This window comes from Ectorhizobium quercum, from assembly GCF_026552795.1.
GTDB lineage: Bacteria > Pseudomonadota > Alphaproteobacteria > Rhizobiales > Rhizobiaceae > Ectorhizobium > Ectorhizobium quercum.
This window is the reverse complement of the sequence record NZ_JANFPI010000004.1, coordinates 443,764-457,812: the sequence shown is the minus strand read 5'-3', so window position 1 is coordinate 457,812 and position 14,049 is coordinate 443,764. Positions and strand designations below refer to the sequence as shown.

At 66.5% G+C, this 14,049-nt stretch carries 13 protein-coding genes; 12 read left to right on the top strand and 1 reads right to left on the bottom strand.

Features of this window, described 5'->3' with window-relative positions:
* Window positions 1-143 precede the first annotated feature (143 nt).
* On the top strand, window positions 144-1,154 hold the full coding sequence (locus NOF55_RS14455) for a zinc-binding alcohol dehydrogenase family protein (RefSeq protein ID WP_306412091.1): 1,011 nt from the start codon (window positions 144-146) through the stop codon (window positions 1,152-1,154).
* A gap of 1 nt (window position 1,155) precedes the next feature.
* Window positions 1,156-2,682, top strand: coding sequence for a UxaA family hydrolase (locus NOF55_RS14450; RefSeq protein WP_306412090.1), 1,527 nt, complete (start codon window positions 1,156-1,158; stop codon window positions 2,680-2,682).
* A 187-nt stretch (window positions 2,683-2,869) separates the two neighbouring features.
* On the opposite strand, the gene NOF55_RS14445 is transcribed toward NOF55_RS14450, so the two are convergent.
* Window positions 2,870-3,949 carry an NAD/NADP-dependent octopine/nopaline dehydrogenase family protein gene (locus NOF55_RS14445; RefSeq protein WP_306412089.1) on the bottom strand — a complete coding sequence of 360 codons (1,080 nt, stop codon included), beginning with the start codon at window positions 3,947-3,949 and terminating at the stop codon, window positions 2,870-2,872.
* Window positions 3,950-4,329: 380 nt separating this feature from the next.
* On the opposite strand from NOF55_RS14445, the gene NOF55_RS14440 reads away from it, so the two are divergent.
* The 10 genes from NOF55_RS14440 to NOF55_RS14395 all read left to right on the top strand — a co-directional run bounded on the left by NOF55_RS14440 (window position 4,330) and on the right by NOF55_RS14395 (window position 14,045).
* Window positions 4,330-5,310 (top strand): LysR family transcriptional regulator, encoded by a 981-nt coding sequence (locus NOF55_RS14440; protein WP_306412223.1) that lies wholly within the window; start codon window positions 4,330-4,332, stop codon window positions 5,308-5,310.
* Between the two features lie 99 nt (window positions 5,311-5,409).
* Window positions 5,410-6,510 carry an extracellular solute-binding protein gene (locus NOF55_RS14435; RefSeq protein ID WP_306412088.1) on the top strand — a complete coding sequence of 367 codons (1,101 nt, stop codon included), beginning with the start codon at window positions 5,410-5,412 and terminating at the stop codon, window positions 6,508-6,510.
* An 86-nt stretch (window positions 6,511-6,596) separates the two neighbouring features.
* Entirely contained in the window at window positions 6,597-7,577 is a 981-nt protein-coding gene (locus NOF55_RS14430; RefSeq protein WP_306412087.1) for an ABC transporter permease, read from the top strand.
* Window positions 7,578-7,587: 10 nt separating this feature from the next.
* Window positions 7,588-8,379: an ABC transporter permease gene (locus NOF55_RS14425; protein WP_306412086.1), complete on the top strand. Its 792-nt coding sequence runs from the start codon at window positions 7,588-7,590 to the stop codon at window positions 8,377-8,379.
* 4 nt (window positions 8,380-8,383) lie between these two features.
* Entirely contained in the window at window positions 8,384-9,454 is a 1,071-nt protein-coding gene (locus tag NOF55_RS14420) for an ABC transporter ATP-binding protein (protein ID WP_306412085.1), read from the top strand.
* An 82-nt stretch (window positions 9,455-9,536) separates the two neighbouring features.
* On the top strand, window positions 9,537-11,003 hold the full coding sequence (locus NOF55_RS14415) for an NAD(P)-binding domain-containing protein (RefSeq protein ID WP_306412084.1): 1,467 nt from the start codon (window positions 9,537-9,539) through the stop codon (window positions 11,001-11,003).
* Between the two features lie 10 nt (window positions 11,004-11,013).
* Window positions 11,014-11,607 carry a 2-hydroxychromene-2-carboxylate isomerase gene (locus NOF55_RS14410; RefSeq protein ID WP_306412083.1) on the top strand — a complete coding sequence of 198 codons (594 nt, stop codon included), beginning with the start codon at window positions 11,014-11,016 and terminating at the stop codon, window positions 11,605-11,607.
* Window positions 11,608-11,617: 10 nt separating this feature from the next.
* The gene (locus NOF55_RS14405; RefSeq protein ID WP_306412082.1) at window positions 11,618-12,127 is read left to right on the top strand and encodes a CMD domain protein; all 510 of its coding nucleotides are present in this window, start codon (window positions 11,618-11,620) and stop codon (window positions 12,125-12,127) included.
* Between the two features lies 1 nt (window position 12,128).
* Window positions 12,129-12,707, top strand: a complete 579-nt coding sequence (locus tag NOF55_RS14400; RefSeq protein ID WP_306412081.1) for a peroxidase-related enzyme — start codon at window positions 12,129-12,131, stop codon at window positions 12,705-12,707.
* On the top strand, window positions 12,708-14,045 hold the full coding sequence (locus NOF55_RS14395) for an MATE family efflux transporter (RefSeq protein ID WP_306412080.1): 1,338 nt from the start codon (window positions 12,708-12,710) through the stop codon (window positions 14,043-14,045).
* Window positions 14,046-14,049 lie beyond the last annotated feature (4 nt).

Here is a 14,049-nt window from a genome sequence, read left to right as displayed (position 1 = left end):
AAATTGCGCGCAAGCCTGATGTCTTTTATCGAAAAAGAACAAAGACATTCGCCGCGACCTGAAAGGGAGGATTTCATGATCGCAGCCGCCTGCCGCATGCACGCCATCCGGGCATCTTTCGCCGGACGGACGGGGTTCTTGTCATGAAGGCCCTGATCTGCGACGAGCCCGGCCGCCTCTCCGTCATCTCCCGGCCCGCCCCGGTGCGGGCGGACGACGAGGTTCTGGTGCGCATCCGCCATGTCGGCATCTGCGGCACGGATTTTCACATCTTCGCCGGCAAGCATCCCTTTCTCGACTATCCGCGCGTCATGGGCCACGAGCTTTCCGGCACGGTGGAGGAAGCGCCGCCGGGCAGCGCGCTGAAACGGGGCGATCCGGTCTATATCGTGCCCTATCTCTCCTGCGGCGCCTGCCATGCCTGCCGCAAGGGGCTGACCAATGCCTGCCAGGCCATCCGGGTGCTCGGCGTCCATTGCGACGGCGGCATGGCCGAATATCTTTCGGTTCCCGAACGGAACGTGGTTCCGACCGGCGGCATCGCGCTCGACGACGCGGCGATGATCGAGTTCCTGGCTATCGGCGCGCATGGCGTCCGGCGCGGCGCGATCGCCGGCGAAGACCGCGTGCTCGTCACCGGCGCGGGGCCCATCGGCATGTCGGCGATCATCTTCGCCAGGGCGCGCGGCGCCCATGTCACGGTGATGGACACCCGCGAGGACCGGCTGGCCTTCGCCGTCGACCGGCTCGGCGCCAACACCTCGCTGCCCGCCAACGCCTCCGCCGGGACGGAGGCCATGCGCATGACCGGCGGCGACGGGTTCGACGTGGTGATCGACGCCACCGGCAACGCCATTCCCATGCAGCGCGGCTTCAACTTCCTCGCCCACGGCGGGCGCTACGTGCTCCTGTCGGTGGTGCGGCAGGATATCGCCTTCTCCGACCCGGAGTTCCACAAGCGCGAGGCGACGCTGCTGGCCAGCCGCAACGCGCAGCCGGAGGATTTCGCCGAGGTCGTCCGCCAGATGGAGGCCGGCGCGGTGCCGACACGGGCGCTCAATACCCATACGGGCCGTCTGGAAGACGGCGTCAAACTGTTCGCCGACTGGTCGCGCCCGGACACCGGCGTGATCAAGGCCATTCTGGAGGTATGACATGAGCGTGAACAAGACCCTGCGCCTCAACGCGCAGGACAATGTCGTCGTCACCGTCGCCGACCTGCCCGCCGGCAGCCCGGCGGAAGGCGAGGTCGTCACCGCCGCCCGCGTGCCGCGCGGCCACAAGGTCGCGGTGCGCCCGATCCCCCGCGGCGAGCCGATCCGCAAGTTCGGCCAGATCATCGGCTTTGCCAGTTCCGACATCGCACCCGGTGAATGGGTGCATGAGAAGAACGTCACGATGGGCGAGGATTTCGAGCGCGATTACGCCTTCGCCTCCGAGGCGAGGCCGCCCGAGGGCCTGCGGCCCGGCGAGGTTCCCGCCTTCTTCGAGGGCTTCCGCCGCGCCGACGGCCGCGTCGGCACGCGCAACTATATCGGCATCCTCTCCTCGGTGAACTGTTCCGCCACCGTCGTCGACTACGTCGCCGACACGATCGAGCGCTCCGGCATTCTCCGCGACTATCCCGGCATCGACGGCGTCGTTCCCCTGCCGCACGGGCAGGGCTGCGGCATGGCCGGCAGGGGAGAGGCCTTCGACGTGCTGTCGCGCACGCAATGGGGCTATGCCAGCCACCCGAACTTCTCCGCCATCCTGCTGGTCGGCCTCGGCTGCGAAGTCTTCCAGATCCCGCGCATGAAGGACACCTACGGCATCGCCGAGGGCGACCACTTCCAGTCGCTGACCATTCAGGAGATCGGCGGAACGCGCAAGGCGGTGGAGGCAGGGGTCGCGCGCATCCGCGACATGCTGCCCTTCGCGGCGCGGGCGAAACGCGAGCCGGTCTCCGCCGCCGAACTGACGCTGGCGCTCCAGTGCGGCGGCTCGGACGGCTATTCTGGACTGACCGCCAACCCGGCGCTGGGCGTGGCCGCCGACATGCTGGTCCGCCACGGCGGCACGGCCATCCTGTCCGAAACCCCGGAAATCTACGGCGCCGAGCATCTCCTGACGCGGCGCGCCGAAAGCGTCGAGGTCGGGCAGAAGATCGTCGACCTCATCCACTGGTGGGAGGACTATACCCGCCGCAACGGCGGCGAGATGAACAACAACCCCTCCCCCGGCAACAAGGCGGGCGGGCTCACCACCATCCTGGAAAAATCGCTCGGCGCGGTCGCCAAGGGCGGCAATTCCACCCTGCGCGGCGTCTACCGCTATGCCGAGCGCATCGACCGCAAGGGCTTCGTCTACATGGACACGCCCGGCTACGATCCCGTCGCGGCGACGGGACAGGTGGCCGGCGGCGCCAACATCCTCTGTTTCACCACCGGGCGCGGCTCGGCCTATGGCTGCAAGCCGGTGCCCTCGATCAAGCTCGCCACCAACAGCGAGCTTTACGCCCGCATGCCTGACGACATGGACATCAATTGCGGCGATATCGTCGAGGGCGTGTCGCTGGAGGAGAAGGGCCGGGCAATCTTCGACACGGTCCTCGCCGTCGCCTCGGGCAAACGCTCGAAATCGGAGGAGCTCGGCTACGGCCGCAACGAATTCGTGCCGTGGCAGATCGGTGCGGTCATGTGAGACGACCGCAGCCGGGTCGTTATCAAAGTGCCTCTCGCTCTCTTCCGTCATGGTCTGGCTCGACCCGACCATCCATCGCGCCGCCTGCGGCGTGGACCCTCGGGTTAAACCCAACGGTGACGAAAGAGAGGCCGCAAGCGTGACGCAGGAGAGGGGTCGTCAACAGACGCCCCTCCTTCTTGGATATTCACGCGGAAAAGCCCTGTTCGCACAGCGCCTTCAGCGCGGCGGGGGAAAGGTCGGCGAGGCCGAGATCCGGCAAAAGGTCGTTGTCGGCGGCCAGATCGCGGTTCATCGCGGCGGAAAACAGGCTGGTGCCGGCCTCGTGCAGCACGGCGGGATGCCCCGCGATGCGCCCGAGCAGGCTGGTCGGCACGAGGCCGAAGGGCACGTCCTCGTAGATATAGCGGCTGTCGGCGGTCGCCGGGCCGAAGCCGCCGCGTCCTTCGCTGTGCATCTGCTGGTTCATCTCCGACACGGTTCCCATCGGCACGTGGAAGGACAGCGAGAAATGCTCGCGCACCGTCCTGACCGATAGCCCGAAGCTTTCCGCGATCCTTAGCCGTTCGGCGTCCAGCGCCTCGATCAGTTGCCCGACCGCGGGGGTGACATGCTCGCCCTGCCCCCATTTTTCGCCCTTTTCCATCCTGGTGAGGTTAAGAAGGGCGATGCCGAGATGGTTCTGCGGGTTGAGGTTGGACAGCGAGATGGCGAGAAGCCCGTCGCGCTCGACGAAACGGTCGCCGAACAGTTCGGTGCAGAGCGCCTTGCCCTGAGCGGCGGCCGATTTCGGCACGGTGGCGACGTCGATCTTCTGGCGCACGGTGTTCACGGTCACGCTCGTGCCGTCCGGCTGCTGGCGCCCGGTCAGAAGGGTCGTGCCCCAGACGACGACCGGCAGGGAGATGCCGCGCGCGGCCAGACGCTTCGACAGGTAGAGCGCGCCGAAGGAGCTGTGCGAGCTGACGATCACCGGCTGGCCGGACTTCAGATGCGGCAGCGCCGCATCGAAGACCATGCGGTGGCCGTTGGCCGGCAGGGCGACCACTACCACATCGGCGCCGGAAACCGCCTCGCCGCAATCGCCGGCCACCGCCACCGGGCCGGAAAATTCGACGGCCCCCGTCGCCGTCAACGGCGCACCGTCGGCCAGCTTGCGGGCCCGCCCGCCTGACGGCGACCAGAGGACGGGCTGATGACCAGCCTTCGCCAGAAAGGCCGCCATGCCGAAGGCAATCGCACCGGCACCGAGAATAGCAATTCGCATTGGTTTCCTGTCTCCTGTTGTCGGCACCCGCCATGACCGGGCGCCCGTCCTCGTCTGATCTCCGGCAGAAAAACGAACGATGTCGCATTATCGCAACAGTCGCCTGAAACGCCCGCTGCCGCATCTTTTCCAAACCATTTGCCGGATTCGCGTGCAGTCTCCAGCCTTGCTTTTCATCAATGCAAAGGCACCGGCACTCCCCCGCCCCGAACCGGAAGGGCAAATGCCGAAACAAGCGACCCTGTGCGCATTTTTCGACCAGCCGCACCGGCAGAAACACATCTTTTCACACAGGGCTGACAAAACGCAAAATTGTTCTTTGTCACTAGCATTGAAAATGCGATTTATGCACTATCAAGCATTCATGATGCACAAGGCGCATAATAGACATGGAAATCCGCGAACTCGAGGTCTTTCTCGCAGTCATGTCGACGGGCAGCATCACCGGCGCCGCCCGGCTCCTCGACCGTTCGCAATCCCAGGTCACGCGGCTCATCCAGGATCTGGAAACCGACCTCGGCTTCGCGCTGTTCGACCGCAACGGCCCGAAGATCACCCCCACCGACCGGGGCATCGCCTTCCATGCGGATGCGGAACGGTTCCTGAGCGGCATCGGCCACCTGCGCGAGCGGGCGATCACCATTGCCCGCAAGGAGCCTGAACCGCTGGAAATCGCCGCGACGCCGGCCTTCGCGAGCGGCATTATCCCGCTGGCGCTCGCCGCGCTGCCGGAGGACCTGCTGCCGCGCAAGGTCTATCTGCGCGGCATGCCGGCGGAGGCGGCGGTGCAATCCGTGCTCGCCCGAACCGCCGATTTCTGCGTCACGTCCCTGCCGGCCGAGCAGCCGGGGCTCGAAGCCCACGGCTTCTTCCAGGGCCGCTGCGTCGCCGCGCTGGCGCCGGGCGATCCGCTGGCCGCGCGCGAGGTGATCTCGATCGCCGATCTCGCCGGGCGCAACATCGCGACGATGGCCAATCCCTACCGGCTGCGCCGGCGCGTCGACCGCGCCTTCGACGCCGCGAACGTCAAGCCGGGACGGATCATCGCCACCGGCGCGGCGCTCAACGCCGTGCAGATCGCCTCGACAGGGCTTGCGGTGGCCATCGTCGAGCCGGCGACGGCATACGGCCTGCCCCTGACCGGCATCGAGGTGCGGCCGCTCGATGCCGACATTCCGTTTCTCTGGGCGATCTTCTCCGCCGCCGCGCGCCCCCTGTCGGCGACCGCGCGCGAACTGATCCAGATCATCATCCAGATCGCGTCGGCGCGCATGCCGGGCTTCACGGCGCACGATCCCCACCACACCGGCCGTGTCGCCGACATGACCTATGGAGGAAGGCCCGACACGAAGATACGCTAGGGCATTTCCGAAAGACACCGGCTCCCGGCAACGGGGCCGGATACCTGCCATACCCGATACAGAACAGCGCAACCGCCATCCGGAAACAAGGAGAGTGACATGAAAGACCTTACCGCAACCCGCCGCTCCACGCTGAAGCTTCTGGCCGCCGGCACCGGCATGCTGGCGGCGCCGGGCATCATCCGCTCCGCCCGCGCCCAGAGCAAGGTGGTCAACATCACCACCTACGACAAGTTCGTTCCGCAGTCGTTCATCGAACAGTTCCAGAAGGATACGGGCATCGAGGTGCGCGTGCGCCTCACCGACGACCAGGGCAAGCAGTACAACCTGCTTTCCGCCGAGGGCGCGACGCCCTCCACCGACATCGTGACCGTCACCGGCCACCGCCTGACGCAGTTCATCACCTCGAACCTGCTCGCCCCGCTCGACACCGGCCGCCTGAAGAACTGGGACAAGCTCGCCTCCGCCTACAAGGGCGCGCCGCAGCTCACCATCGACGGCTCGACCTACGGCGTGCCGCTGCTGTTCGGCTTCGAGGGCCTGACCCGCAACACCGACTACACGCAGGCTTCCGACAGCTGGGGCATCATGTTCGAAGACCAGTACAAGAACCTGACCTCCTACATCGTCTCCGACTTCCTGGCGATCACCATGCTCTACCAGGGCAACGACGGCGACTTCGTGACCTATGACGGCAAGCCGGACATCGCCCAGGCGGCCACCAACGAGGCCCGCGACTTCCTCATCAGCCACAAGGACAAGGTGCGCAAGTACTACGATTCCGGCGCCGAGGTGCAGCAGATGTTCGTCAACGAGGACATCTACGTCGCGCAGACCTGGTCCGGCCCGACCGCCAAGCTCATCATGGACGGCCATCCGGTCGAGCTTTCCGTTCCGAAGGAAGGCACCTACGGCTTCCTCTACTCGTTCAACGTCGTCGAAAACGGCCCGAACACCGATGCCGCCTACACCTTCCTCGACGCCATCCTCTCCTCGCCGGAAATCGGTGCGGCGATGACGCGCCAGTCGGGCTTCGCCTCGGCCTTCGAAGGGGTGGACAAGGTGCTGAACGACAAGGAGCGCGCCGCCATGTCGCTGCCGCCGGAGCAGATGGAGCGCATCCAGTTCTTCAGCTCCGTCAACCGCGCCATGAAGAACGACATGATCGACAAGGCCACGGCCGAGATCAAGGCCGCCTAAGGCAAGCACGACTGCGCGGCCGGTCCCTCCCCGGGGCCGGCCGCGCCCCGCATGCAGCTCTTCCAGAGCCGGGAACAACAAGAACAATGGATGACAGGACGATGACGCAACCCCGCCCCGCCGCCTCGCCAGCGGCGCCGCGCTATGCCGGATGGATCGGCCGGGCGACCGGCTCCAGCCTCTACCGCCACACCATCGGACGCCTCGCCGACAGCCGGCGGGTCCGGCTCGCCCTGCTGGCCGGCGTGCCGCTCGTCTGGATCGCCGCGCTTCATCTCGGGCCGATCTTCCAGATGGCCAATATCAGCTTCATGGCGAGCTATCCGCCGCCGCCGGACGGCGCCGCCTACACGCTCGCCAATTACGGGCTGTTCTTCTCCGACCGGCTGTATTTCATGCCCTTCATCCGCAGCCTCGTCTTCGCGGCGGTGGTGACGCTCTCGACGCTGGTGATCGTCTATCCGGTCGCCTATTACGTCGCGAAGGTCGTCCAGCCGAAGAACCGCATGCGGGCGCTGCTGCTGCTGCTCATCCCCTTCTGGGCAGGCGAGTTGATCCGCACCTTCTCGGTCATCATGCTTCTGGCCAACCGGGGGGCGGTGAACGTGCTCTTGCGCGAACTCGGCTTCATCGACCGGCCGATCCCGATGCTCTACACCTCCTTCTCGCTCAGCTTCGGCGTCGTCTATCTCCTGGCGCTCTACATGCTGCTGCCGCTCTATTCGGCCATCGAGAAGATCCCGACGCAGCTCGTCCATGCGGCGGCCGATCTCGGCGCCGGCCCCTTCCAGCGTTTCCGCCGGGTCATCCTGCCGCTGTCGAAGGACGGCATCGTCTCCGGGTGCAGCCTCGTCTACCTGACCTCGGTCGGCGTCTTCGCCGCACCGCTGCTGCTCGGCGGCCCCAACTCCGTCATCTTCCCGGAGGTGATCGCCCAGCTCTTCCACTCCTCCAACGACAAATGGCCCGAGGGTGCTGCCTTCGCCATGCTGATGCTCGCCGTCTCGCTGACCACCGTCGGCCTGTTCATGCGCATCGTCGGCGGCCGCTCCGTCCGGCTGATGTAAGGAGAAGCCGATGCGCCCCTATCTCAACGACCTGCCGAAAACCGCGCTCGGCGCCTCCTACTGGCTGTTCGTCGTCTATCTCATGCTGCCGCTGGCGCTGATGATGGCGATGAGCTTCAAGGACGCGAACTTCATCGCCTTCCCGATCACCGAATGGACGCTGCGCTGGTATGCGCAGGTGCTTCAGGACAAGCAGTTCATCGAGGCCGCCTTCTATTCCATCGGCATCGCGCTGGCCACGACGCTGGCCGCCACCATCGTCGGCGTCTGGATCGCGCTGCTCGTCTCCGCAGAGGGCATCTGGGGCAAGGCCGTCATCTTCGCGCTCGCCTGCCTGCCCGCCGTCGTTCCCGGCCTCATCAACGCCATCTCGATGCGCATCTTCATCCGCGCGGTGGACATTCCCACCGGCACCTTCGCCATCGTGCTTGCCCACACGGTCCACGCCGTGCCCTTCGTGGTCATCATGGTGCTGACGCGGCTGAGGTCCATGCCGGCCAACCTGGTGGATGCCGCCCGCGACCTCGGCGCCGATCCCTTCGTCGCCTTCCTGCGGGTGACGATCCCCTACCTGATGCCCGCGCTCCTCGGCGGCATGATCTTCTGCGTGCTGACCAGCATCGACGATTTCGTCCGCACCTTCTTCCTCGGCGGCTACAAGCCGACGCTTCCCATGCTGATCTTCGCCAAGGTGCAGGGCGGCATGTCGCCGGAAATCAACGCGATGGCGACCATCGTGCTGATCGTCACCGCCGCCGTCGGCCTCTATGCCGAGCACTTTACCCGCCGTTCAAGGAGCTGAGGCCATGCAGCCGGTTGTTCATTTCAAGGACGTCAACAAGTATTACGGGGCAGCACCCGCCGTCGAGAACCTCGACCTTGCCATCGAGCCGGGCCAGTTCGTCACGCTGCTCGGCCCCTCGGGCTGCGGCAAATCCACGACGCTGCGCATGCTCGGCGGCTTCGAGGACCCGTCCTCCGGCGAGATCTATCTCGACGGAAAGGCGATCTCCCACCTGCCGCCCAACAAGCGCAACGTCAACATCGTCTTCCAGGACTACGCGCTCTTCCCGCACCTCACCGTCGGCCGCAACATCGCCTTCGGGCTGGAGCTGAAGGGCTGGGATTCGGATGCGATCCACAAGCGGGTGCTGGAGCTGCTCGCCCTCGTCGAGCTTCAGGATTTCGCCGACCGGATGCCCGACCAGCTTTCCGGCGGCCAGCGCCAGCGCGTGGCGCTGATGCGGGCGCTGGCGCCGGACCCGGAGGTGCTGCTGCTCGACGAGCCTCTGTCCGCGCTCGACGCCAAGCTGCGCCAGCAGATGCAGATCGAGCTGAAATCCATCCAGCAGACGACCGGCAAGACCTTCATCTTCGTCACCCACGACCAGGAGGAGGCGTTGACCATGTCCGACGTCATCGTGGTGATGAACAAGGGCCGCATCGAGCAGATGGGCGACCCGCACGCACTCTACTCGCGCCCGCGCAGCCGCTTCGTCGCCGATTTCATCGGCCAGAGCAATTTCCTCGAAGGCACGCTGCTGTCGGTCGAGGGAACGGTCGCCACGCTCGACTGGCAAGGCAACGCGATCCATGCCGACCTCAACGGCACGGCGCACGCCCCCGGCGCCCGCGCGACCGTCGCCCTGCGCCCGGAGGCGCTCTATTGCCTCGCCGAAAAGCCGAAGGACCGGCTGGCGCTGAAGGGCCGCGTCGACCACAGGGTCTTCAAAGGCGCCCACACGTCCCTCACCGTCGCCCTCGACAACGGCACGGCCCTGACCGTGCAGCTCGATCCGGTGGCGCTGTCGCATCTCGACGGCGACGAGGTCTGGGTCGGCTGGCGCGAGCAGGACGCCGTGGTGCTGGCGGACTGAGGCCGGCGCGAGGACCAATCGCACTTGCGGGGGACCGCCGCTGGCAGCCCCCCGAAACCATCATTCGCAGGAGATCGAGGTTATGAGCAACGAACGCAACCCACGGCTGGCGGCACTGGATGAACGGGTGAAACAGGATCTCGCCTATCTGAACTATCCGCCGGCCAACTGGTCGAAGCCCGTGACCGCGACGGACGGCACGGCAGTCAGCGACGTCGTGATCATCGGCGGCGGCATGTGTGGCCTCGTGGCCTGGCTTTCGCTGACCCGCGGCGGCATCGCCAACCTGCGCATTCTCGACCGCGCACCGAAGGGCTCGGAAGGCCCGTGGCGGACCTATGCGCGCATGGAAACGCTGCGCTCGCCCAAGAACCTGCTCGGCCCGGCGCTCGGCATGGCCTCTCTCACCTTCCGTGCCTGGTACACCGCGCTTCACGGCGAGGAGGCCTGGGAAACGCTGTTCCGCATTCCGCGGCCGATGTGGATGGATTACCTCAACTGGTATCGCGACGTGCTGTCGATCCCGGTGGAGAACGACACCCACGTCACCCGCATCGTCCCGCGCGACGACGGGCTGCTGTCGCTCGAAATCGACGGCGGTGCGAAACCCTCCATCGTGACCCGCAAGATCGTGCTGGCGACCGGCCGCGACGGCCTCGGCGAGCCGACCGTTCCCGATTTCGTCAAGGGCATGCAGCGCCACGCCTCCTGGGCGCATTCCGCCGACGAGATCGATTTCACCCGGCTGAAGGACAAGCGCGTCGTCGTCATCGGCGTCGGCGCCTCGGCCGTGGACAATGCGGCGGAAGCGCTGGAAGCGGGGGCGGCGGAAGTGCGCCTGCTCGCGCGGCGCAAGACGATGCCGACCGTCAACAAGCTGATGGGCATCGGCTCCTACGGCGTCACCGCCGGCTTCGCGAAGATCGCGCCGGAATGGCGCTGGCGGCTGATGGATTATTCCTTCAAGCAGCAGACGCCTGCGCCGCACAATTCGACGCTGCGCGTCAGCCGCCATCCGAACGCCTATTTCCATTTCGATTGCGGCATCGGCTCGATGACGGAGGAGGACGGCGAGATCGTCATCACCACCGTCCACGGCCGCGTCTTCCGCACCGATTTCGTCATTCTCGGCACCGGCTTCTCCATCGACCCGCTGAGCCGCGGCGAACTGGCCCCCTATCAGGACCGGATCGCCTGCTGGGAGGACCGCTACACGCCGCCGCAGGGCGAGGAAAATCCGGGACTGGGCCGCTTCCCGTGGCTGAACGAGGATTTCTCCTTCACCGAGAAGGAGCCGGGAACCGCGCCGTGGCTGAAGGACATCCATTGCTTCAACTACGGCTCGACCGTCAGCCTGGGCAAGGTCAGCGGCGACATTCCCGCCATCAGCGAGGGCGCGCAATGGCTGGCGCGCGGCGTCGCCGCCTCGCTGTTCATCGCCGATATCGACCAGCACTGGAAGGCGCTGCTCGCCTATGAGAAGCCGGAACTCGACGGTTCCGAATGGGTCGACGCCGACGCCGGCGCGACCGCGCAGAAGACAGCCTGAGGAGGAGAACATGGGTCAGAAGACCGTCTACTACTATCACGCGCTCAGCTCGCCCTGGGCCTATCTCGGCTGGCCGGAGTTCAAGGCGCTGATCGAGAAGCACGATCTTAACGTGGTGGTGCGCCCGACCCGCATCGTGCCGGACAATGGCGGCGTGCCGCTGCGCTCGCGCCCGCAGCCGCGCCAGGACTACCATGCCGTCGAACTCGACCGCTGGCGCAGGCGGCTGAACATGCCGCTGGTGCTGAAGCCGAAATACTATCCGACCAACAACGAGTTCTCGGCGCGCATGGTCATCGCCGCCGACCGGCTCGGCCTGCCGGCGCTCGAACTCAGCCATGCGCTTCTGCGCGCGCTGTGGGCCGAGGAGCAGGACGTGACGCGTCCCGACGTGCGCATCGCCGTCGCCGACCGGCTCGGCCTCGACGGCAAGGCGCTCCAGGCGATGGAGGACACGCCCGAGATCATGCAGGCCTGGAACGACAGCCACGAGGAAGCGAAACGGCGCGGCGTCTTCGGCACGCCGACCTGGATCTACAACGACGTGCTCTACTGGGGACAGGACCGCCTGAATTTCCTCGACGAAGCGCTGTCGGCAGACTGAGGACCATGCGATGACCGCCCATTCCGACACCGATGTGATCGACACCGTCCTGCATCTCGACACGTTTCCGGACATCCGCAAACTGCGCGAACAGCGCGCCAGGCTGAAACACCTGACGCAGACGAGCTACGAAGCGGCCCTTCGCCCCCGCGAACCCCGCAATTTCTCCTATGCCATGCGGGCCGCGCTCGCCGCCCGCATGGCAGGCCTGTGGAAGGCAGTGGAACTCGTCGCCCACTACAGGGACCTTCTGGCCCGGGAGGAGGCAACGCCCGACCTTGCCGCCATCGCCGATCCCGCCTTCCGGCCGGACGAGAGCGGCGACACGCGGCTTGCGACCATCCTCGCCCATGTCGATCTGGTCACGCTCACGCCACGGGAGGCGACGCGCGCCCATATTGAGAAGCTCTACGCCGCCGGCCTCGACGACCGCGACATCGTCACGCTGGCGGGCCTCATCGCCTTCGTCAATTACCAGGTGCTGGTCGTGGCCGGCCTCAAGATGCTGAGGGACAACTGACATGTCGGACGCCGTACACGAATTCACCCTCGACGCGCTCGTCTGGAAGCCCTACGTCAAGCCCGTCGATCTCGACAGCGCGACGCCGGAGCAGCGCGAGGCGCTGAAGGTCACGCCTTCCAACCAGAAGATTTCGGACTATGCGCTGGTGCTCGCCAACGATGCGGAAGCGCTCAACGAGCGCACGCCCCTCTTCAACGACATCATGTACAGCGAGGGCGGCCTGTCGCGCGGCGGGCGCGAGATCGGCGCGCTGGCCGCCTCCTTCGTCAACGCCTGCATCTATTGCGCCGCCGTTCACGCCAACCGCTACATCCAGCTCGAAAAGCGGCCGGAGGTGGTCGAGGAAATCTACAGGAACGGCCTCGACGCCGACCTGCCGGACTTCGAGCAGGCCCTGTTCAACTTCGGCGTCGACCTGACCGCGCATCCCGACAATGTCGGCGTCTACCAGTTCTACCACCTGCGCGAGACGGGCCTGAGCGATCTGGAAATCCTCGACCTCATCCACTCGATCGCGATCTTCGGCTGGGCGAACCGGCTGATGCACACGCTCGGCGAACCGCATCGGAAGGCCTGAGTGTCCCACGATCCGTCAAGGGCCGGCGGCGGCCCGGTCCGCCCCTTCGCCATCGCCCACCGCGACGTGCTGAGGATAGCGCTGCCGATGATGATCGCCTACCTGTCGACGCCGCTCGTCGGCCTGGTGGCGACGGGCGTGATCGGACAGTTGCGCGACGAGACGCTGGTCGGCGGCGTCGCGCTAGCGGCGGTGATCTTCGACGTCATCTTCGTGTCCTTCAACTTCCTGCGCGGCGCGACGACCGGCTTCACGGCGCAGGCCGTCGGCGCGGGAAACCGCCGCGAGGAACAGCGCATGCTGGCAAGCGGCCTCATCATCGCGCTGGTCGCCGGGCTGGCGCTGCTCGTCCTGCAAAAGCCGATCGGCGCGCTCGGCCTCGCCGCGATGGGGGCGGAAGGCCCGGTCGCCGAGGCGGCCGCGACCTACTTCCACTGGCGCATCTGGTCGGCGCCCTTCGTCCTGTTCAACTTCGTCGTGTTCGGCTGGATCATCGGGCGCGGCGACGCGCTGTCGGGCATGATCCTGCAAACGCTGCTCAACGGGCTCAACGCCGCACTCAGCTATCACTGGGTGATCGGCCTCGGCTGGGGCCTGTCCGGCGTCGCCATCGCCGCGCTGGTGGCGGAGGCCGTCACCGCGCTGGCGGGCCTCTACCTCATCCTGAGGAAGGCCGACCGCACCGCCTGGAGCCTGCCGGATCCCGCCGCCTTCCGCCGCGCCTTCTCGGTCAACGGCGACATGATGATCCGCTCCTTCGCGCTGCTGATCGGCATTTCCTTCTTCACCCGCCAGAGCGGAACGCTCGGCATCGACATTCTGGCGGCGAACACCATCCTGCTGCGCTTCTACTTCTTCGGCGTCGCCTTCCTGGACGGCGTGGCGACCGCCGCCGAGCAGCTTGCCGGGCGGGCCGTCGGCGCCCGCTACCGCCCGGCCTTCGACCGGACGATCCGGCTGACGACGCTGTGGGGCTTTATCTTCGCCGGGCTGGTCTCGCTCGCCTTCCTGTCCGCCGGCGGCTGGGTGATCGGCATCACCGCCCCGACGGCGGCCGTCTCCGCGCTTGCCCATGCCTACCTGCCCTATGTCGTCGCGCTGCCGGTCTTCGGCATCGTCGCCTTCCAGATGGACGGCGTCTATATCGGCGCGACATGGTCGCGGCAGATGCGCAACCTGATGGTGGGATCGCTGGCGATCTATTTCGCCGCCTGGGCCATCCTGCAACCGCTGTTCGGCAATGACGGGCTGTGGATCGCCCTCATCCTCTTCCAGAGCGCCCGCAGCATCGCCTTCCGCTTCATGCTGCCGAAGCTTGCAGGGAGAACCTTCTCCTAGCCGA

Bases quoted from the DNA above. Each gene is read 5' to 3' on its own strand.
- NOF55_RS14415 (WP_306412084.1), top strand. From the start codon at position 9,537: ATGAGCAACGAACGCAACCCACGGCTGGCGGCACTGGATGAACGGGTG.
- NOF55_RS14400 (WP_306412081.1), top strand. From the start codon at position 12,129: ATGTCGGACGCCGTACACGAATTCACCCTCGACGCGCTCGTCTGGAAG.
- NOF55_RS14420 (WP_306412085.1), top strand. From the start codon at position 8,384: ATGCAGCCGGTTGTTCATTTCAAGGACGTCAACAAGTATTACGGGGCA.
- NOF55_RS14455 (WP_306412091.1), top strand. From the start codon at position 144: ATGAAGGCCCTGATCTGCGACGAGCCCGGCCGCCTCTCCGTCATCTCC.
- NOF55_RS14435 (WP_306412088.1), top strand. From the start codon at position 5,410: ATGAAAGACCTTACCGCAACCCGCCGCTCCACGCTGAAGCTTCTGGCC.
- NOF55_RS14450 (WP_306412090.1), top strand. From the start codon at position 1,156: ATGAGCGTGAACAAGACCCTGCGCCTCAACGCGCAGGACAATGTCGTC.
- NOF55_RS14430 (WP_306412087.1), top strand. From the start codon at position 6,597: ATGGATGACAGGACGATGACGCAACCCCGCCCCGCCGCCTCGCCAGCG.
- NOF55_RS14445 (WP_306412089.1), bottom strand. From the start codon at position 3,949: ATGCGAATTGCTATTCTCGGTGCCGGTGCGATTGCCTTCGGCATGGCG.
- NOF55_RS14405 (WP_306412082.1), top strand. From the start codon at position 11,618: ATGACCGCCCATTCCGACACCGATGTGATCGACACCGTCCTGCATCTC.
- NOF55_RS14410 (WP_306412083.1), top strand. From the start codon at position 11,014: ATGGGTCAGAAGACCGTCTACTACTATCACGCGCTCAGCTCGCCCTGG.
- NOF55_RS14425 (WP_306412086.1), top strand. From the start codon at position 7,588: ATGCGCCCCTATCTCAACGACCTGCCGAAAACCGCGCTCGGCGCCTCC.